General features: G+C 51.1%; 17 protein-coding genes, 1 tRNA gene and 1 pseudogene. 14 read left to right on the top strand and 5 right to left on the bottom strand.

The genetic code is table 11. From position 1 onward, the window contains the following. Positions 1 to 103: 103 nt before the first annotated feature. Positions 104 to 802, bottom strand: coding sequence for an outer membrane beta-barrel protein (locus tag ADH68_RS00720; RefSeq protein WP_068960221.1), 699 nt, complete (start codon positions 800 to 802; stop codon positions 104 to 106). A gap of 232 nt (positions 803 to 1,034) precedes the next feature. On the opposite strand from ADH68_RS00720, the gene ADH68_RS00715 reads away from it, so the two are divergent. The 14 genes from ADH68_RS00715 (at position 1,035) to ADH68_RS00650 (ending at position 17,549) form a co-directional block, all read left to right on the top strand. Beyond that, a tRNA-Met gene (locus ADH68_RS00715) sits at positions 1,035 to 1,106 on the top strand. A gap of 116 nt (positions 1,107 to 1,222) precedes the next feature. Next, positions 1,223 to 2,185: a signal recognition particle-docking protein FtsY gene (gene ftsY, locus ADH68_RS00710; protein WP_068960222.1), complete on the top strand. Its 963-nt coding sequence runs from the start codon at positions 1,223 to 1,225 to the stop codon at positions 2,183 to 2,185. A 52-nt stretch (positions 2,186 to 2,237) separates the two neighbouring features. Next, a complete protein-coding gene (gene rimO / locus ADH68_RS00705) occupies positions 2,238 to 3,551 on the top strand; it encodes a 30S ribosomal protein S12 methylthiotransferase RimO (RefSeq protein WP_068960223.1) in 1,314 nt (437 codons plus the stop codon). A gap of 211 nt (positions 3,552 to 3,762) precedes the next feature. After that, positions 3,763 to 4,842: a chorismate-binding protein gene (locus ADH68_RS00700; protein ID WP_068960224.1), complete on the top strand. Its 1,080-nt coding sequence runs from the start codon at positions 3,763 to 3,765 to the stop codon at positions 4,840 to 4,842. Continuing rightward, positions 4,826 to 6,328: a GDSL-type esterase/lipase family protein gene (locus tag ADH68_RS00695; protein WP_068960225.1), complete on the top strand. Its 1,503-nt coding sequence runs from the start codon at positions 4,826 to 4,828 to the stop codon at positions 6,326 to 6,328. The genes ADH68_RS00700 and ADH68_RS00695 overlap by 17 nt, the downstream gene beginning before the upstream one ends. Then, on the top strand, positions 6,312 to 7,613 hold the full coding sequence (locus ADH68_RS00690; RefSeq protein ID WP_068960226.1) for a GDSL-type esterase/lipase family protein: 1,302 nt from the start codon (positions 6,312 to 6,314) through the stop codon (positions 7,611 to 7,613). The genes ADH68_RS00695 and ADH68_RS00690 overlap by 17 nt, the downstream gene beginning before the upstream one ends. Positions 7,614 to 7,656: 43 nt before the next feature. Next, the gene (locus ADH68_RS00685; protein WP_068960227.1) at positions 7,657 to 9,192 is read left to right on the top strand and encodes an MBOAT family O-acyltransferase; all 1,536 of its coding nucleotides are present in this window, start codon (positions 7,657 to 7,659) and stop codon (positions 9,190 to 9,192) included. A 147-nt stretch (positions 9,193 to 9,339) separates the two neighbouring features. Beyond that, entirely contained in the window at positions 9,340 to 10,206 is an 867-nt protein-coding gene (hisG, locus tag ADH68_RS00680) for an ATP phosphoribosyltransferase (RefSeq protein WP_068960228.1), read from the top strand. A gap of 3 nt (positions 10,207 to 10,209) precedes the next feature. Next, entirely contained in the window at positions 10,210 to 11,508 is a 1,299-nt protein-coding gene (gene hisD, locus ADH68_RS00675; RefSeq protein ID WP_068960229.1) for a histidinol dehydrogenase, read from the top strand. Positions 11,509 to 11,524: 16 nt separating this feature from the next. After that, complete coding sequence (gene hisC / locus ADH68_RS00670; protein ID WP_068960230.1) at positions 11,525 to 12,562, top strand: histidinol-phosphate transaminase; 1,038 nt, start codon at positions 11,525 to 11,527, stop codon at positions 12,560 to 12,562. Positions 12,563 to 12,639: 77 nt separating this feature from the next. After that, on the top strand, positions 12,640 to 13,770 hold the full coding sequence (gene hisB, locus ADH68_RS00665; RefSeq protein WP_232321522.1) for a bifunctional histidinol-phosphatase/imidazoleglycerol-phosphate dehydratase HisB: 1,131 nt from the start codon (positions 12,640 to 12,642) through the stop codon (positions 13,768 to 13,770). An 83-nt stretch (positions 13,771 to 13,853) separates the two neighbouring features. After that, a complete protein-coding gene (locus ADH68_RS00660; RefSeq protein WP_068960232.1) occupies positions 13,854 to 15,254 on the top strand; it encodes a hypothetical protein in 1,401 nt (466 codons plus the stop codon). Between the two features lie 50 nt (positions 15,255 to 15,304). Next, entirely contained in the window at positions 15,305 to 16,267 is a 963-nt protein-coding gene (locus ADH68_RS00655) for a hypothetical protein (RefSeq protein ID WP_128712370.1), read from the top strand. Continuing rightward, positions 16,260 to 17,549 (top strand): acyloxyacyl hydrolase, encoded by a 1,290-nt coding sequence (locus tag ADH68_RS00650; protein ID WP_157755852.1) that lies wholly within the window; start codon positions 16,260 to 16,262, stop codon positions 17,547 to 17,549. The genes ADH68_RS00655 and ADH68_RS00650 overlap by 8 nt, the downstream gene beginning before the upstream one ends. A 188-nt stretch (positions 17,550 to 17,737) precedes the next feature. Here ADH68_RS00650 and ADH68_RS00640 read toward each other — a convergent pair whose 3' ends face one another. The 4 genes and pseudogenes from ADH68_RS00640 to ADH68_RS14245 form a co-directional block, all read right to left on the bottom strand. Then, positions 17,738 to 18,640: a helix-turn-helix transcriptional regulator gene (locus ADH68_RS00640; RefSeq protein WP_068960235.1), complete on the bottom strand. Its 903-nt coding sequence runs from the start codon at positions 18,638 to 18,640 to the stop codon at positions 17,738 to 17,740. 117 nt (positions 18,641 to 18,757) lie between these two features. Beyond that, positions 18,758 to 18,970 carry a hypothetical protein gene (locus tag ADH68_RS00635; protein WP_068960236.1) on the bottom strand — a complete coding sequence of 71 codons (213 nt, stop codon included), beginning with the start codon at positions 18,968 to 18,970 and terminating at the stop codon, positions 18,758 to 18,760. Then, positions 18,967 to 20,304, bottom strand: a complete 1,338-nt coding sequence (locus ADH68_RS00630) for an RtcB family protein (RefSeq protein WP_232321454.1) — start codon at positions 20,302 to 20,304, stop codon at positions 18,967 to 18,969. Before ADH68_RS00630 ends, ADH68_RS00635 begins: the two co-directional genes overlap by 4 nt. Positions 20,305 to 20,850: 546 nt before the next feature. After that, positions 20,851 to 21,036 (bottom strand): annotated as a pseudogene (locus ADH68_RS14245) (WYL domain-containing protein); the annotation flags it as partial. Positions 21,037 to 21,057: the final 21 nt, after the last annotated feature.

Here is a 21,057-nt window from a genome sequence, read left to right as displayed (position 1 = left end):
GAATAATATATATTGTAACCCCGATTGCGTATGTTGTGCATGCGCAATCGGGGTTTGGTTCGTATAGATACATGAATATTTGGTTATGTCGCTGGGAGTGCTGTCAGAAATTGTATCCGAGAGATACCTCGAAATAGTTTTCGTAAAGGGTAGAGTACTTTATATCGCTCATGTTGAGTATGCCGATTCCACCGCCGACTCCGAGATAGTAGTGGTCATAGGATAGGCCTGCACCGAATTTCCAGTTGCAGTTGCAGCGATGCATCGATATGATTGCATTATCGCCGTAGGCCGACGGGGCTGCATGCAGTTCCTGGTTGGCTACGCTTACGGTCATATATTGGTCGTTGGAGAATCCTACGTCAAGTTCCGGGCCGGTAAATACGCTTACCTTTATGTCGGGAGTGAAGTCGAAGTGGTAGCCAAACATCAATGGCACTCTGAATCCGAATTTGCGCATGGATGCATGCTCCACGTCGAACAGGGCTCCATCGGTGTCTACCATGCTGCCCATCGCTTTTATTGACTCGGTGTTGTAATAGAGGGTGAGACCCGGCTCGATATAGAGATTGGCAACCATCGGCACATTGTATATTAAGCCGACACCTACGCCTGAGCCCTTGCCGAGCAGACCGATTTTGCCTACGTTGTCGAATTTCATGTCGCCGGGACACTTTAGGTTATACATGGCTCGTATGCCGAAGTATGCCTCATTGTCGGGGTTGTTGAAGATGGTGCTTTGGGCGCTTGCGCCGGCAATGGTGGCGGCTGTGAGTGCTGCCGTCAGTAGTAGCTTCTTCATAATTGATGTATGGATGTTTTATTATACGGTTGGATTATTATAACAATGCGTAGGGCGTATTTGCTCGCTTTGTGCTGATATTTGTGGGTGTGGCATATTGATGCGAATGATTCAAAACTCAGATTGATAATAAGATAGCTGAGTATTACTGAATAATTAACATTTTTTCACGTGCATAAATTTGCATCGAATGGAAAAAACAGCTAACTTTGCACTCGCAAAACAGAAATATCGCGGGATGGAGCAGTGGTAGCTCGTTGGGCTCATAACCCAAAGGTCGCAGGTTCGAGTCCTGCTCCCGCCACTAAGATGACAGCCCCGAAGGCAATAGCCTCCGGGGCTGTTAATATGTACGGGCATTTTATTGCCTATGAATGCGGAAAGCATTAACTTTGCATAAATAATTTATACAAGATATAGATGGGCTTTTTCAATTTCTTCTCAAAAGAGAAAAAGGAGACTCTCGACAAAGGGCTTGAACGCACCAAGCAGGGGGTGTTCTCAAAGTTGGCACGTGCCATAGCCGGCAAATCAAAAATCGACGACGAGATTCTCGACAATCTCGAAGAGGTGTTCATAACCTCTGATGTAGGCGTGGAGACCACGCTTAAGATTATCGAGCGTATCGAGAAACGTGTAGCCCGCGACAAATATGTCAACTCTTCGGAGCTCAATTCGCTGCTTTGTGAGGAAATCACCGATCTTCTTGCAGAAAACAACAACGAATCGTCGTTGCCCGACTTTACTGTCCCTGCCGACCACCAGCCTCATGTGATAATGGTAGTAGGCGTAAACGGTGTGGGCAAGACCACTACTATAGGAAAACTCGCCTCACAGTTCAAGAAAGCCGGCAATAAGGTGGTGCTTGGTGCCGCCGATACATTCCGTGCCGCCGCCATCGAGCAACTTGACGTATGGGGTGAGCGTGCCGGAGTGCCCGTAATCAAGCAGAAACTTGGCAGCGACCCTGCATCCGTGGCCTACGACACCCTGCAAAGTGCCAAGGCTACCGGAGCCAATGTCGTAATAATCGACACCGCCGGCCGTCTGCATAACAAAAAAGGGCTCATGGACGAGCTTACCAAGATACGCAATGTGATGCAGAAAGTAGTGCCCGACGCACCCCACGAGGTGCTCCTTGTGCTTGATGGCTCTACCGGACAGAATGCTTTCGAGCAGGCTCGCCAGTTTGTGGCCGCTACTTCGGTCAACGAACTGGCCATAACCAAGCTCGATGGTACAGCCAAGGGCGGCGTTGTAATCGGCATAAGCGACCAGTTCCGCATCCCGGTAAAATATATAGGCCTTGGAGAGGGCATTGACGACCTGCAGGTTTTCCATAAGAAAGAATTTGTAGAGTCGCTCTTCGGCAATGCCGGATGACATACCGCGTGTATCCATTAATGAGAAAGTCCATTTCACCACGGTGTAAGAAATGACATCTGCAAAAAAAAGAATTGATGTAGTGACGCTCGGTTGCTCCAAGAATCTTGTCGATTCCGAGCGACTGCTGGCGATGTTGCGCCGCAACGGATTCACACCACGCCACGACCCGCCTGAAGGGAGTAGCCCGGCGCCTGTTGTGGTAATCAACACTTGCGGTTTTATCGGCGATGCCAAAGAAGAATCGGTCAATACCATTCTTGAATATGTACAGGCAAAGACCGAGGGCCGGCTTCGGCGACTATTCGTTATGGGCTGCCTGTCGGAACGTTACCGCGACGAGTTGAGGGCCGAGATTCCCGAGGTTGACGAATGGTTCGGTAAATTTGACTGGGCCGGAGTGATTACGCGTCTCAACGGCGAGTGTCCTGCGGTGTCGAGCTACGACCGTCTTATCACCACGCCCTCTCACCATGCCTACATAAAGATAGCCGAGGGCTGCAACCGCTTCTGTGCGTTCTGCGCTATTCCATTGATTACAGGGCGGTTCAAGTCGCGCCCTGTCGACGAGATACTCAGCGAGGTCAGCGACCTTGTGGCCCGCGGGGTCAAGGAATTCAACGTAATAGCCCAGGACCTTTCGAGCTACGGAACCGATTTTCCCGAGGGGCGTATGGCTCTTCCCGAACTAATCGACCGCATGGCCGATATCCCCGGAGTGGAGTGGATAAGGCTTCATTACGCATATCCCGCACAGTTCCCTATGGAGATAGCCGATGTGATGGCGCGCCGTAAGAATGTATGCAGCTATCTTGATATAGCCTTGCAGCATATCAGCGACAATGTGCTTGCCAATATGCGACGACATATCGATGGCAAGGCCACACGTGAGCTTCTCGACGAGTTGCGCCGCCGTGTGCCGGGCATACATATACGCACCACTCTTATGGTGGGTTTCCCGGGAGAGGGTGAAGCCGAATTCGAGGAACTGCTTGATTTTGTCAGAGAGCAGCGCTTTGAACGCATGGGTGCATTCGCCTACTGCGAGGAGGATGACACATATGCTGCCCGTAATTTCTCCGATTCTATACCACCCGAAGTCAAGGAAGAGCGTCTGTCGAGGCTTATGGCCATACAGGAAGAGATTGCCTACCGGAGCAATGCCTCCAAGGTCGGACGCACACTTCGCGTTGTCATCGACAGGGAGGATGCCGACTACTATATAGGCCGCACGGAGTGGGATTCGCCCGAGGTCGACCCGGAGGTACTTGTCAAAAAAACGTGTACCCTTCATCCCGGTGAATTTGTCGATGTTACTGTAAACGAGGCTCTTCCTTTCGAATTGATAGCAACCCCCAATGTCTGATTCTATTAGAGGGCGTTTTTTGTCTCAGAATGCATACCACGGTTAAATTATCAATTGAATTACATGATTATAACCTCTCGTGACATCAGCCCTTTAGTTTCGCATCTTTGGATGTGTTTCGCCTTTTGATACAGTCGCATAGCCCGCTATGCTACAGAATCCGCAAGGCAAAATGCATCTCAAATCTGCGAACCCGAAAATAACTTTTGTTATGAAACACCCTCTTAAAGAATCGGTAGGCAACGCATTGCGCCGCCGTGTTCCGATGGCTCTGTACGCATTTCCCGGAATCGATGAGCCTTACTGTTTCTTTGAAGCTGCCACTGTTGGCACTCTTAACGATGATGAGCATGATTTCGGCTTTTTTTATGCTCCGTTTATCAACAAAGGTGAGGCTCCGCGCATTATCATTCCTTGCGACAATACCGATTCTATGTCCGTAGACTCTGTCGGAGACATTCGATTCCCGGTTTCTACAGAGTTTGGCTTGTACAAGGAGCATGTATCCGCTATTGCAGCGCACCATATGGCACAATCCGGCGGCAAGACTGTGTATGCGCGTCGCATATCCGATCCGGAGGCTGTTGTCGACTGGCCCTCGATGGCTTTCGACTATTTTTCCGCTTTCCCCGACACATTCAGGTTCATGTTTGCCACCCCTGATGCCGGGTGCTGGCTTGGTGCCAGTCCCGAACTCTTGATTCGCCGCGACGCCGGCAGTTCGCTCCTTACCACAATGGCTCTCGCCGGCACTTTACGCGACAATACTTCGGAGTGGGATGAGAAAAATATAGAGGAGCATGACTATGTGACACGTTTCATACTTGATGTTTTCGCCTCGTTAGGAATAGAGGCGGCTGTATCCGGAGCCGAAGATGTGCGGTTCGGCTCCATACGCCATCTGTGCCATCGCATTACCGCACACTATTCCGGGCCAATTATCCCATTGCTTAACGCATTGAGCCCTACGCCGGCTCTTTCCGGCTCTCCTCGCGCCGAGGCCATTGATATGATTTCCTTACTTGAGGGTCACCGCAGTCTGTATGGGGGATATGTCGGTGTCAATTCTCCGTCAGGCATTCGTGCGTTTGTCAATTTGCGCAGTATGAATTTCAATCACAAAGGAGGATATTGCCTGTATGCCGGAGGCGGCATCACTTCATTGTCGCAACCATCCGACGAATGGCTTGAGACCGAGGCCAAAAGTGCTGTCCTGCGCCGGTGCATATCGGCTCATACCATAAATCCATCATCTGCATATCCGAATCCGGTCTATGAAACTCCCTCATGATCCTGGTCGAGCGTCATATATACTGCTCGTATCTCTCGCTATCGTGTTTCTTGTCTCCCTGTTGCCTTTAGGGAGACTGTCGGGTGGCGTTCTGCGCGATTTTTCGTTAATCGACGATATCTTGTCAGAGCAGCATCGTGCCGCCGGCACCGACATCATTGAGGATGAGGCTCCAGTCGACAGTGCGCTTACAGCCATGCAGCGCGAACTTGAGGCCGAGGAGAAAGCCGCGTCAGCTGATGCATATACCCTGACCATCCGCGACGATGAGTATATTGATTCGGTTTTACCCGCCGATACGGCCTCGGTAGAAGTACAGGAAAATTCTCCCGCACCAACTGTTATGCCTCAGCCTATTGATCCGCGACGCGACGGCTATGTCGCAATCGAAGATTACACCCCCGGCGGAACAGGAATATCGCGCCTACGCAATGCTTTTTCGCAAAGTCGTGAGCGCTGTGTGCGGGTTGCCTTCGTCGGTGATTCCTATATAGAGGGTGACATATTTACTCAGGATGTACGTTCGCAGCTTCAGGATATCTATGGCGGCGCCGGAGTGGGGTATGTCAACATGTATAGCGAATTTCCCGGCTTCCGTCGCTCTGTGCGCCAGAGCGGTAGCGGGTGGAATGTACGCGTAGCAGGGCGCAAGGGATTTATGCGCCGGTATGCTTGGCTTAGCGAGCAGTATTCTGTGGTAAAAGCCGGAGAGGCAGCTTCCGCAAGTTATTCAGGTGTTAAGAAGGTGGCGCATGCATCGGCATGGTCACGTTCTACGATAGCATTCTGGGCCCCAGCAGGGGGCACCGTAAGGTTGCGCGCAAACGGCGGTGCTTGGGATACACATACGATGGATGCGTCTGAAGGTGTCCGCACTCTCAGTGTCGACAGTGCTTCAGTACGGTCGTTCGAAGTCAGTGTGCCTGCAGGAAGTGATGTCACCGCTCTCGGTGTATGGCTTGACTCGTATTGCGGCGTTGCAGTCGATTGTATGTCGTCGCGCGGCTTCTCAGGAGTTACGCTTCGCGATATTTCTCCCGAAGTGTGCCGAGCGCTCACCGATGCCGGCCTGGGCTACGACTTTATTGTGCTTGAATTCGGCATCAACGCCATGTCAGCTGGCCAGACCGATTATACTTCCTATGGAAAACTCATGGCCAAGGTCGTAGAGCATATCCGTAATTGTTATCCCAATGCCGTGATAATGCTTATGGGTATCGGCGACCGCGGACAAAAACAGGGCGCGGAAGTCCGCTCTATGCCGTCGGCTGTACATATGGTGGATGCACAGCGCCAGGTGGCGCGCGCAACCGGCATTCTGTTTTGGGATACCAGAGAGGCCATGGGAGGCGACGGTGCCATTGTGTCGTGGGCAGGAGCATCACCGCCGCGTGCCAACAAGGACTATATCCACCTCAATCACCATGGTGGTGCGGTACTTGCAACTGAATTTGTAAAATCACTTAAAAATGCACTCAATCCTTAAATATATATTATGTGTGGCTGTAGCAGTCTCGGCCGGATATTTGCCGGGGGGCGCACAGCAGCTCTCGTCGGAGACATCCGACGATGATGCGGACATCCGCATCAATCCTGAAGTCGATTACAGGCAGACAGTCGACGACGAGGAAAAAATCGAGATACCGTCTTTTATAAAAAGAGACGCCGACACCATACGTATGAATGGCGCCGACTGGAGTGTGTTGCGTCACAGGCTTGCCCATGCCGATTCCTCGCGTGTCAGTATTGTGCATATAGGCGATTCTCATCTGCAGGCTGACATGGCGACCTCGGTTGTGCGCCGCCGGTTGCAGTCGGTATATGGCGATGCCGGACGCGGACTTGTGACTCCATTGAAGATGGCCGGTACAAATGAGCCGAGAGATTATGCCCTTAAGGGTATTGACGGGGTGTGGGTGTCGTCAAAACTTATGAAGCGTCCATGGGCTACCCGTATGGGATTTACCGGAGTATCCGCCACGCCAATGTCGGGAAAAGGTGTGATAGAGGTGTCCACACTGTCGCGTAACGATACTCCGCAATTATTTGACCGAATAGTGCTCTTCCACAGTGCACAACCGGAAATAGAACCCTCGGTACCGTTCGTGGCCGATGCGGTGAATGGCGATTCACTCATGTCGGTTGTGACTCTTCCCAAGCCGGTGTCTATTATTGGTCTGGATATCGAGCTCCCTGCTGAGGAGGCTGTATACGGTATGTCGCTCGAACGTGAGATACCGGGCGGTTTGCTTTACCATGTTATCGGTAATAACGGAGCGGCCTATACGAGCTATAATGGCATAGATGGCTTCGGCTCCGGTGTCGCTCTTCTGGAGCCATCTCTCATTGTGGTAAGTCTTGGCGCCAACGAGGCATTCTGCCGTATGACAGCCGATGAGATGTACAGCTCCATCGGAGTGATGGTAAGGAATCTTCAGATGGAATGTCCCGGGGCGCAGATTCTACTCACTACGCCGATGGAATGTCAGCGCTCTACTATGGTGAGAAGGAAAGGACGCCGCAGGCGTGTGCGCTCTTACTCCGTTAATCCGCGTGTATCAGCAATGCGCGAGGTAATATTGCGTTACGGTCGTGACCACGGCATACCTACATATGATTTCTATGAAGTGGCCGGAGGCGCAGGCGCGTCGGCAAAATGGATTTCCGACGGCATGATGGCCCGCGACCGCATCCATAATTCCGCAAAAGGCTACAGTGTGCAGGGCGAGTTGCTTTACGAGGCCCTGAGAAAAGCATTTTCGGCTGAGTAGAGCTTATAAAAAAGTTTACAGATAAATCTCCTACACGAAAACAATGTCACAGCTTGAGATTGTCACACCGCTTCATCATATATGGGAAGTAATATCGTCGTGGATAGATACCGAGCGACTGCGTGCGGTAATGCTCTTTGATCCGGTCAATCCTCTGCTATTCAATACCGGTCTGTTCCTTCTGCTGGCAGTGGCGTTTTTCTTCCTCTACCGGCTGCTCAGCCGATGGTCGGGAGCAAGAATGGTATGTATCATACTCTTCTCGCTGTATTTCTATTATAAATCAAGCGCCGAGTGCTGTTTCATACTGCTTGGCGTATGCCTGTCCGACTATCTGCTCGGAATCATTCTTGGCAATGTGCGCAACCGCATTTTGCGTCGTTGCATAGTGGCCGTTAATGTGATAGTCAATATAGGCATGCTGGTTTATTTCAAGTATCTCAATCTTATATTCTCCACATTCGCTTCGATAGGTGGCACTGATTTTGATGCCCTCGACATAATTCTCCCTGCCGGCATATCATTTTTTACTTTCCGCTCGATAAGCTATATCGTGGATATATACCGCGGCACATTGCGTCCCGCTACCAATCTGCTCGACTATATATTTTTCCTCACATTCTTTCCTCCGTTGCTGGCCGGGCCGGTTGTGAGAGCAGCCGACATGTTACCGCAGATTAAGCGTCGTCCGGTGGCCACACGCGCCATGGTCGGGGCCGGTCTGTTTCTTATCATATGCGGCCTGATAAAAAAAGTCATTGTCGCCGATTATATCAGCGGCAATTTTGTCGACCGTGTGTTTGACAATCCAGCCTTGTATACCGGTCTGGAGAATCTGCTTGCTTTATATGGGTTCACTCTACAGTTGTATTGCGATTTCTCGGGTTATTCGGATATGGCTATCGGACTGGCCCTGTTGCTGGGATTCTCATTTAAGGACAATTTCAATGCTCCGTTTAAGTCGCAGAGTCCCACGGAATGGTGGCGTCGGTGGCATATATCTCTGTCGACATGGCTGCGCGATTATCTGTATATTCCTATGGGAGGCAGCCGTTGCTCCGTAAAGCGCTCTTATGCCAACCAGTTCAATACGATGCTGCTCGGAGGTCTGTGGCACGGAGCATCGTGGATGTATATCATCTGGGGCGCCTGGAACGGTATCCTTCTGGTCGTACACAAAGCCCTGCGCAAGGCGTTTCCCGCTCCTCCCGGTGTAAGACGCGACCAGTGGTGGCGGCGTGTGGCCAATATATTCCTTACATTCAATCTGATGGCTGTCGGATTCATGTTCTTCCGTGCGCGCTCAATGGAGCATGTCGGGCAGATGGTCGGACAGATATTCACAAATTTCCATGTGTCGGTGGCTCCACAGCTCATCGAGGGATACCTTGCTGTAATGCTCCTGATGCTTGCCGGCTATCTGATGCATTTTGCACCGCGCCGCTGGTCGGATACTCTCCGCGACCACTATATTGCTCTTAGGCCGATATGGCAGGCGGTGATTCTCGCTATCGTGCTTCTGGTTATTATACAGGTGCGCTCGTCGCGTATAGTTCCTTTCATATATCTACAGTATTAGGCGTTTAGCCTAAATAAATTGATATCGATACGGGCTTATATCAATTTAATTATTAAATTTGCATCAAGGTTATAGACTGCCCGCGATTGTCGGGTTGTACGACCATTATATAATAAAAATCGACACTATTTATTCTATACTATTTATATGGAAAAGAGATTACGTATAGCCGTGCAGTCAAAAGGTCGCCTGTATGATGAGACAATGGCGCTGTTTGCCGAAGCCGGAATCAAACTGACAGCTGTCAAGCGCACGTTGCTTGTGCCCTCTCGAAATTTCCCTGTTGAATTTCTGTTTCTGCGTGATGATGATATCCCCGGCACTGTAGCTGACGGGACTGCCGATCTCGGCATTGTCGGGCTCAATGAAGTGCTCGAAAAGGGGAGTGCTGTCGACGTGGTCAAGGAGCTTGGTTTCAGTCGTTGCCGCCTTTCGCTCGCGATACCACAGCATATTGAGTATAATGGACTCCAATGGTTCAACGGACGCAGGATTGCTACATCATATCCTGTAATACTGCGCAAATTCCTAAACGAAAACGGTATACGCGCGGATATTCATGTCATTAGCGGCTCTGTGGAGATTGCTCCCGGTATCGGTCTGGCCGACGCTATTTTCGATATCGTTTCTTCCGGTTCAACTCTTGTCAGCAACAATCTTGAGGAAGTACACTCCGTAGTTGAGTCGCAGGCTGTGCTGATAAAGGGCGCGGGCGTTACATTGTCAGACGACAAGGCCGCGATTCTTGACGAGTTGCTGTTCCGATTTGAGGCAGTAAAAGCTGCCGAAGGCCGTAAATACATACTTATGAATGTGCCCCGACAGAAACTCGACGAGGTGCTTGCTATCTTGCCCGGCATGAAGAGTCCTACTGTGTTGCCTTTGGCCAATGCCGACTGGTGTTCTGTCCACTCGGTGCTTGACGAGAAGATGTTCTGGCAGATTGTAAGCCGACTGAAATCGGCTGGAGCCGAGGGAATACTTGCGCTCGACATAGAGAAAATGATACTCTGAGATATGGAAATACTGCGTTATCCCGACCGGCACGAATGGTCCCGGCTCACCGCAAGGGCCATGGCATCACAGGCGTCGCAGGTAGCTGCGACTGTCCGTTCCATTATGGACGATGTGGCTTCGCGTGGCGATGAGGCGCTACGTGAGTATGAATTGCGGTTCACAGGCTCTTCTTTGTCTGATTTCGCTGTAAGCGACGAAGAGATTGAGCGTGCGTCCTCATTGCTGTCGCCCGCTCTTCGACATGCTATAGAGAGTGCCGCACAGAATATCGCCGATTTCCATCGTGCCGAGATACCCTCGCCGGTGACGGTCGAGACTCAGCCGGGGGTAATATGCATGCAGCGGCCTGTGGCAATAGAGCGTGTCGGGCTATATATACCGGGTGGCAACTCGCCGTTGTTTTCCACAGTTCTGATGCTTGCGGTTCCGGCCGTCATAGCCGGCTGTCCCTATATAGAATTGTGTACACCTGCCGGATCGGATGGTAATATACATCTCGCCATACTCTATGCCGCCAAAGTGGCCGGGGTAGGGCGTATATTCCGCACGGGGGGCGCGCAGGCCATTGCCGCCATGACTTTCGGCACTGAAAGTATTCCGCGTGTCGACAAGATTTTCGGCCCCGGCAACCGCTATGTGATGGAAGCAAAGCAGCAGGCAACTCTGCACGGATGCGCTATCGACATGCCGGCCGGGCCCTCGGAGGTGCTTGTCATCGCCGACAGCAATGCCAATCCGACTTTTGTCGCCTCCGACTTTCTGTCGCAGGCCGAGCACGGGCCCGACAGCCAGTCGATATTGCTTACGACATCAGAGAAGTTGCTCGACATCCTCCCCGGCGTAATAGATGAGATGCTGGACGCTCTGCCGCGGCGCGACATGATGTTGCACTCGCTTGACCACAGCCGTCTCATTCTTATGCACGACGATGACGAGATGATGGAGTTCAGCAATCAGTATGCTCCGGAGCATCTGATTCTCAATCATCGCGACGCCGACCGTCTATGCGGAAATGTGCGCAATGCCGGTTCGGTATTTATCGGTCCATGGTCGCCCGAGAGTGCCGGTGACTATGCGTCGGGCACTAATCACACGCTTCCGACATCCGGTTACGCGCGCGCCTACAGTGGCGTGAATATTGATAGCTTCATGAAGAAAATCACTTTTCAGAAGCTGACCGCAGATGGTATCGCCACCCTTGCACCTGTCGTAGTCGCCATGGCCGAGGCCGAGAGCCTTGACGCGCATGCACTCGCTGCAAAAGTGCGTACTTCGGCCGGGAACCAGATACTTCAATAACATAACAGAACCATACATGACACTCCAACAGCTTGTCCGTCCCAACATATTGGCCATGCAGCCTTATACCTGTGCACGCAACGAATACTCAGGCGAGGCACGTGCATGGCTCGATGCCAATGAAAACAGCATGATTTCAGGACTCAACCGTTATCCTGACCCATTGCAGACGGAGGTAAAATGCCGTCTCGCCGGGATACGCGGAGTGGATGTCGCCAATATATTTCTTGGTGTGGGGAGCGATGAGTGTATCGATATTACCTACCGCACATTCTGCCGTCCGGGTGTCGATAATGTTGTGGCTATAGAGCCGACATATGGCATGTACAGTGTATGTGCGGCCATCAACGATGTGGAATACCGGCCCGTGCTTTTGCACGATGACTTCTCGATTGACGAGGAGGCTCTTTTTGCAGCTGTCGACGCAAATACCAAGGTGCTGTGGATATGCTCGCCCAACAATCCTACAGGCAACGCATATCCCCTTGAACAGCTTGAGCGTATAGCCTCGCGCTTTGAGGGGATAACAGTGGTCGATGAGGCTTATGTCGACTTCTCGACGATCGGGTCGATGGTGCCGCGTCTGCGACGTCTGCCGAGGCTTATCGTCATGCAGACATTTTCAAAGGCGTGGGCGGCTGCCGCAATGCGTCTGGGTGTAGCCTATGCCCATTCCGATATCATTGGCATATTCAACAATGTCAAATATCCGTATAATATAAATATCCTCACACAGCGCGAAGCCCTTAAAGTGCTCGATGCCGCCGATGAGGTGGCCCGTGTGGCCGGGTCTCTTGTCAGCGAGCGCAATCGTCTTGCCGAGACCCTTCTCCGGCTTTCTGTTGTTAAGGAGGTATACCCCTCTGATGCCAACTTCCTGCTTGTGGCCACCACCGATGCCGATGGCCTGTACGCATGGTTGCGCGACAAAGGCATAATCGTGCGCAATCGCTCGCGTGTGGTGCTATGTGAGGGATGTCTGCGTATTACCGTCGGCACACCCGATGAAAACGCCATGCTGATTGATGCCATGGCCGCTTTCCCTCATGGCTGAACAATCCTATAATATTTCCTTCATTCTGTATATTTCCATTCATCCTGACATAAGATACAATGAACAACGAGAACACACTGCCGCGTGCGCTTTTTATAGACAGAGACGGGACTCTCATAGTAGAGCCCCCGGTGGATTATCAAGTCGATTCCCTTGAAAAACTGGAATTTGTACCCGGTGCACTACGTGCAATGCACTTTATCGCGGGACACCTCCCTTACAAGCTCGTAATGGTGACAAACCAGGACGGCCTCGGCACACCCTCTTTCCCGGAGGAGACTTTCTGGCCCGCCCACAACAAGATGCTTGGCGCTCTTGCCGGCGAGGGGGTGAAGTTTGATGATATTATCATCGACCGCACTTTTCCCGAGGAGAACGCACCGACACGCAAGCCCGGCACTGCATTGCTTGGCGAGTATACTTCGGGAGGATACAATCTCGCCGACTCATATGTAATCGGCGACAGGCTTACCGATGCAATGCTTGCACGCAATCTCGGTGCCAATGCCATCCTCCTGGCCGAGCCTACCGAAGCGCTGTATAATGAGATTGCATCCATGGGACTTGATTCAACTGTAGTGGCTGTGACACGCTCATGGGATTCAATTGCCGCAATACTTCAGGGTGGTGTGCGCAGGGCCGGCTGGTCGCGCGCCACTTCGGAGACAACTATTTCCGTAGAGGTAAATCTCGACGGGAGCGGACACACGGACATACATACCGGGTTGGGATTTTTCGACCATATGCTTGCGCAGATAGGCAAGCATGGCGCGTTCGACCTCAAGGTGCATGCCGACGGAGATCTCCATGTCGACGAGCACCATACCATCGAAGACACTGCAATTGTGCTCGGGCATACCCTGCGCGAGGCGCTTGGCGACAAGATGGGTATCGAGCGCTACGGATTTGTGCTGCCGATGGACGATTCGCTATGTACTGTCGCGCTTGATTTTGGCGGTCGTCCGTGGATTGTGTGGGATACGGAATTTCATCGCGAGAAAATCGGCGATATGCCTACCGAGATGTTTTTCCATTTTTTCAAGTCGCTTAGCGACGCTGCCGGGATGAATCTCTTTGTGCGCGCCGAGGGCACCAACGAGCATCACAAGATTGAAGGTATATTCAAGGCGTTCGCACGTGCGCTGCGTCAGGCCGTTCGCCGCGACCCGATGCACTTCACCTTACCCTCGTCGAAAGGTACACTCTGACGTGAGAATGACTGTGGCATCAATGGCATAATTGTATTCGTATGCGCAATATTTGACTGTCTTTCGCCGTTAATCATGCATATATGAACAGAATAATCGCACTCTATATATGGGCTGTCGGCATGTTCTCAGCTATCATGCTTTCGGCATGTGTCGAGGATGGTTTTTCGACCAATCCTTCCGACCAGCCTCAGCTTTCCGCCGACACACTTCGCCTCGGACTCGTATTTACCGGAGAGGGCACTCCGACTCATTTGTTTAAAATCCATAACAGACACGACAAGGGTATGATTGTGTCGTCGTTGCGTGTGCGCGACGATGCATGGCGCGATGTGTTCCGCTTCAATGTCGACGGGATGGCGGGGCGCGACTTTACTGATGTTGAGATTCGCGCCAATGACTCCATATTTGTGCTCGTCGAGGCCACTCTTCCGGAAAACGGCGCACAATTGCCGGTAGAAATCAACGCTCCTGTCGACATAGTTGTCAACGGCCTTACGTCGACCATTGTACTGAATGCTTTCGGACGCGATGTGACACGTATGCATGAACCGCGTATTCAGTCAGATACACGTTGGGAAAGCACGAAACCGATACAGATTTTCGACAGTCTTGTGGTTGAGCCTGGCGCTACACTTACGCTTGGTGCCGGACAGCAGCTCTGTTTCCATGCCGGAGTTTATATGCGCGTCTACGGCAAGCTTGTGGCCGAAGGTACTCCCGAGGCTCCCGTCGACATTGCCGGTGACCGTTTCGATCAGGTGGTAGGGAGCATACCCTATGACATTATGTCGGGTCAGTGGGGGGGCATAGAGTTCATGCCCGGTTCGACTGGCAACCGCATGTCGCATACAGTAGTGCGCAACACCACATGGGGGGTAGAGGTGTCAGGCGAGGGAGCAAATCCACAACTCCCTGTGCTTACTTTGGTCAATTGCCGTCTGCGCAACTCCGCTGCCAATGTCCTTACTGTTACCGGTGCGTCCGTGCGTGCCATCGGGTGTGAGCTTGCCGAGGCCGCCGATAATGTGGTGGAGGCAGGCGAGGGGAGCCATCTGGTTATCAATCATTGCACTTTGGCCAACTACTACCTGTTTTCAGCCGTAAACGGAGCCATGGTATATGTTGCCGCCGATGATGCCGCGGGTGATATAAGCAACTCCATCATATACGGTAACGGGGGGATTGTTTCGCCGGGCGACCTTTTCGGCTACGATTTCTATCTGCGTACATCGTTGCTGAAGCCTAACGGCTCTGACGACGACAATTTCTTGGCAATCATGTGGGGGCAGGACCCTATGTTTTATACTGTGCGTTCCGACTATTACTTCGATTATCGCCTGCGCGAGGGATCGCCGGCCATCGGTGCCGCCGACCCGGCTCTCACACTGCGCGAGGCTGCGGTAGATTTCTTCGGCAATGAGCGCGGGGCCGAGCCCGATCTTGGCGCATATGTGTATGTACCCGAGTCTGATTCTTTATGACATTCCGCATTCCGGCCAATAAAACCACACTATCTTTCCTACCCACCTTTATGACATTTCTCCGACAGATAATAGCATATATGTGCATGCCGCTCCTGTTTGCGGCGTGCAACAACGATATATTTATTGATACTTTCGACATCCCTGCCGAGGATTCGTACTCCATTCCGGGGAGTGGGGGAGAATGCAGTTTTTTGCTCCCTGCCGACAATATGACGATGGCCATATATGTCGAGTCGGGCGACTACGATATAGACGCCACGCTGCCCGGTGGCGAGCATATGACCAACTGCAACTGGCTTGAGGGGGACGGACGGTTTACCGTGTCGCATCCGCGTGTCGACATGACAGTCGAGCGTACCGGACGTCGTGTCGACGTAAAGGTCAGCCGCTATTATTCCCGGCGCGATGAAAGCGTGGAGATTGTATTCTCTACCGAGTACCAGTCGTTTACCGACACCATCAAAATACCCGCATATAATCCGTATGAATTGCGCGGGGTAGAATATCAGTTTCAGAGCACTACCCTTTATGATGACATGGGCTCATCGTCGACAATATTCAACGGCAGTATATCCAATCACAGTGACTCTCCTATGAAGTTTCCGTTCATACTTTCCGAGGCCACGATACCGGTATTCTATAAATGCCGGGTAGAGGGGAGTGGTGAAATGTATTTTGATATGGTGAAGGGTGCGGAGTTTCCGATACCTTCGAGCCTCACCGATGACCCGTGGATGTGGAGCTGGGGGCTGCTTGGTGACAGCGCCGATCTCGCTTCCGAAGGAGCCGCGTTGCTTACCCATTATCCGCCTCTTCCTTCCATAGATTCTATCCCGCCGCATACTACTTCACAGATACGACTCGCGTCAGACAATGAGCTGATGCAGTTTGTCGCCATACTTGACATATACAATGCGCATACCTCGCAGTCTCACCAAGTATATATGTGGCTATCGATTGATATTCCGTTTGACTACACCGTTTCCCGCAATGATATTCCGCTTGAATAGATATATTAATGTACGCGCTGTGGCTATTGCCGTCATGATGATGATGACGGCGGCGCTGCATGTTGTGGCACAGAGTCCTGCAGCCGGCGATACATGCCGTCGCAATGGCGTGTCGAGCGAGTTGTCGATAGCCGCGACACCATCACTGGTGCTCCGCTCCAATCCTTTTCTGCGTGGGAATAACCGGATGGGGAAGCCGGTGTCATCGTCATTCTCGGGGCGTCTGCAGTATGCCATGCGTTTTGCGCCGGATTCGGAGTACGGACGTCTGTACCCCTACGCATGGCAGGGTATCGGGCTTGGCGTCACATCATTTTCGGCTTCCGGGGTGCTTGGCTCGCCGGTGGCCTTGTATGTGCTGCAGGGGAGCCGTATCGCTTCGGTAACACAGCGTCTGGCCGTCGACTACGAATGGAATTTCGGAGCATCCTTCGGCTGGAAGCATTCGTCGTCGACCGATGCGGCCGACCGTCTGCTCTACGGTGTCGGTTCGTCGGTCAATGCCTATATCGGTCTGGCGTTCATGCTGTCGTATGAGGCTACACCCAGGCTCACATTGCGCTTTGGTCCCGAGATAGCCCATTATTCCAATGGCAATACCTCACTGCCAAATCCGGGTGTCAATCGTGTGGGATTACGCCTGTCGGCCACATATCGCCTGCATGGTATCAGGCCTCGCAGTCTTTCGGCCGACTGGAGCGGATTCCGCCCGGGCATGTCATACGACATCACTTTGTGGGGCGCATGGCGCAAATGGGGCTACAGTCCCTCGGTCAACGAACCGTATACCGGCTCGGGAGCGCTTGAGGTGCCGGGACGCTGGCTTGTAGGAGGGTTGAGTTTTAATCCGCTCTACCGTTTCAATCCGGTGGTGGCGGCCGGTGCCGCTGTCGACCTTCTGTATGACGACGGAGCCAATCTGTCGGCCCATTTCGAGCCATCCTCGCCATTTGATTCGCCACGCTTTTACCGCCAGCCGCTAAGTGAGCGTATCATGGGTGGAGTGTCGCTGCGTGTAGAGATTTCCATGCCCATATTTTCGGTCAACATAGGCATCGGCCACAGTGTGTATGCGCCGACACCACGGCGGCACGACACGGTATATTATCCCTCGGACGATGACCGTCTGAGTGCCGTCAAGTCTGATCTTCGCGGATTTTATCAGATGTTCAATCTCAAGACACGCCTCTACCACGGCCTCTACCTCAATACCGGCTACCGGCTGGTTGACTTCTCCAAATCAGGCAACCTCATGCTCGGCCTCGGCTATACCTGGCGCTGAACAAATCTCAAAAATTATTGGTAAGTTGCATCAGATACCAATTTATTGAGAATGGGAGTCGTTAAACTCAATACAATCAAGGCTGTGCTTGCCGAGACAGACAAACAGGGAAAATGGTTGGCTCAACAACTTAGCAAAGACTCCACAACGTTCTCTAAATGGTGCACCAATATCCAAATATTGCATCTTTAGTCGTTCTTATAAAGTTCGTACATATCCGAAATCCAGCCTTTCATCTTTTTACGGAGTGATGTCGGACTTACGACTTCAATCATTGCACCGACATGGAGCAACTTCATTATGAAGTCATATGTTGGCGATAGATACAACTCAAAATCAGCATATTCGCCGTAGTCCTCAATAAGTCGCTGACTATGATGTAGAGGTAGTGATTTAAGGTAATGTTTATGGTCTTCGTTGGCACGAATAACTATTCTCACTGGCTTGACATCGTAGCCGATAACTACACCGAATTTAGTTGCGAAATACTCTGTCGCATCAAAATCTTTTGGTAACTTGAAGAGTGTTTCTGTTGGTTCTACGTTCTCCATACGGTCAAGACCGTAAATCTTTATTTCATCACGGTTGTTGTGACCGAGCACATACCAACGGTTATCAAACAGTTTCACACAATACGGCTCAATGGGAAAGCTGTAACTATGCTCCTTCTTGAACGGACGGTATGAGATATTCACGACCCGGTTCTCTTTCATCGCTTCCAAGATGGTGGTAAGGTGGTCACGCCCGGAAGGAATTTCGTCAACCAATATACGGCCTTTCAGTGAAAGGTTCTCACCAATAATATTACCGACGGCAAATGAATCAAGCATCCACTTTTTGAGCTTATCCTCGTCAATATCCTCCGGATTAGAGATATAGTAAAGATAACCACCAACTTTCTGACAGTCAATCATAATGCTGAACTGCTCATAGATTGCATCGCGCCAACGGTTGAATGTGGCACGATGAAGTCCTTGTCCGTCACTGAAATCTTTGTTTCGCGACCAGCGGTCGGAAAGATCCTTATGCGAAATCTTCCCGGCACGTCGGATTGTATCAATCAGCCAAGTGTATTTTTGCAGTTGGTTCATATCTGCCTAAGTTTTACACCGTTAAGTTACAAAAAAACTTGTATCATTTCGTGCTACATGATTGAGGATAATAATGAGATGAAGTCAAAATGTCTTATTCATCAAAGTTGATGTTCGCTAAATCCATGCTCCATAAAGTTCTTTAGGTTCGTCATCTGTGTGGGCGTTCTCTTGTGTCTTGCGACGAGCCACTGCCAACTCTTCTTCTGTTGGTGGTGGTAACTCAACCATAAAGACATTGCACGAACGTTGCTTCATTCCAGCTTTATGACGAAGCCAGAGATTTTCTATCAGGAGCGCTACTCCCTCGGGGGATTGTATAGTTTTCATTTTGATGCCTTGAAGTTAAAGATTGGACGGATGATAGTGTCAATATTGACTGTTTCACCGATGTTGGCTATGATCTCTTCTGCCGGTTTATAGACCATAGGCGATTCGTCACGAGTGAAGTCGTTGACCGACTCCGAATAGATACCCTGCATGGATGCCTCGAAGTCTTCCATCGTAATTTTCTCGTATGCCTGAGTGCGGCTCAAAACTCGTCCGGCTCCGTGAGGCGCCGAACAGTTCCAGTCCGGATTGCCCTTGCCGGTGCAGAGCAATGAACCGTCGCGCATATTCAGAGGAATGATACAACGCTCACCATCGGCAGCCGAGATAGAACCTTTGCGGATGATATTATCATCGCTGATATAATTATGGACGGATTCAAATTCCTCCTTTACCTCCACGCCGGGGAAGAATCGCATAAGCAATAGAGATATAAGCTTACGGTTGAGCACAGCCCATCGCTGGCAGAGACGCATATCGTGGAGATAGTGCTCACGCCCGTAACCCTCGACATAGCAAAGGGCGGCGGGAAGATTCGGCTCGGCGTCCTGATGCTCCTTACGCAACTTCTTTATGACGCTCTGCAATTTTGAACGACGCCCTGCCGCCTTGTATTCCTCAATGGTACGTTTGATTGTTTCTTCCAACTCATCGGCTCCGTCGGTAAGATGTTTCACTGCTTTTGCCTGATAGATGTCAGCGACCTGCTTGCCGAGGTTGCGTGAACCGGTATGGATAACAAGATAAACATTGTCCTCATCATCCTTGTCAAGTTCGATGAAATGGTTGCCGCCGCCGAGCGAGCCGATTGACTTGTTGATACGCCCGGTATCTTTCAGCTCACGGTAACAATAGAGCTCCGTCACCAGTTGCTTTGCCTCACGGTAGATTTCCATTTCCTCTCCGACAAGAGGCTTGAAACCGAAACGGTCTTCACGCACAATCATACCCGAAGGGACATTGCCGAGAATATGCTCGTGGAATGCATGAAAGTCAATCTCGGAGAGTTTGCCGAGATTGAGGATGCGCATACCGCAACCAATGTCAACACCTACTATATTGGGAATTACCTTGTCTCCGAGGTCGCCGGTGAACCCTATGACGCAACCAGCCCCGGCGTGTACGTCGGGCATGATGCGTATTTTCTTATCTGAAAACACGTCAATCGAAAGCAGTTCCTTAATCTGTTCCAAGGCCTTCTCCTCGATGTTATCCGTAAATATCTTTACGTCATATCCTTCTATTGCGATGGGTATTGATGGCTTTGCCACTGCGCACCGGCTTTCAGCCGACATGCACTTCAATCCCATATGCGAATCTTCATTTGTCTTCATATTCTGATGTTTTTAATATTTCTATGCAACGACGGAGTCCTCGTGAGTCAGCCGAGAGCATATGTCGGCAATGCCGATACGCGGTGGCTTGCCACTCGGACTGACCGCAAAGTTAGATTGTTGTTGCGCAGTCATTTTGCGCACTGCGATTTTATTACGACATTTTTTCATGAGCGCAAAATTACACCAAGGGTGGCGCATTTTGCGGTACAGGACAATGAATAACAAAAAACAAATCCTGTATTCTGCAATTCGGGAGCGGAACTCCGGAGGCGCACTGATTTCGGCATGGGCGCCGTTGCTGAGGATGAGTCGCTCCAGTTAATTGTTTATAACCACCTTTAGCGATAACTGAATTGAGCCGTCGCGGAAACATTGCTCAACATTCTGCGATTTATGAAATGGCTTTGACTCAACGTATGGTGCCTGTTGTCGATCAATCTTGATAACTACACGCCGCGCCTTGTCGAATATTCCCTTAGCCACACCGATTGTATCATCAAAGCAGTGTCCCGGATCAAAATCAACACATTTCTTAAACGGATGCTACTTGTCAACAGTAATAGACTGAATACGGTCGAGAGCAAAGATATTGACCTGCGGTACGCGGTCGGTGGCTTTCTCTCCAATTAGAAACCATCGGTTGCGATACACCTTCAATAAATATGGATACACCACCAATGCCTCCGATTGTCGGGCCTTGAACGACTGAGATTCTATTATGATAGTCTGTCGCTTGCGTAAGCATCAGAT

Origin of the sequence: Muribaculum intestinale (assembly GCF_002201515.1) — a bacterium.
GTDB classification, from domain to species: Bacteria; Bacteroidota; Bacteroidia; order Bacteroidales; family Muribaculaceae; genus Muribaculum; species Muribaculum intestinale.
The sequence above is the reverse complement of the archived record's forward strand: the minus strand, read 5'-3'. Positions and strand labels throughout refer to the sequence as shown.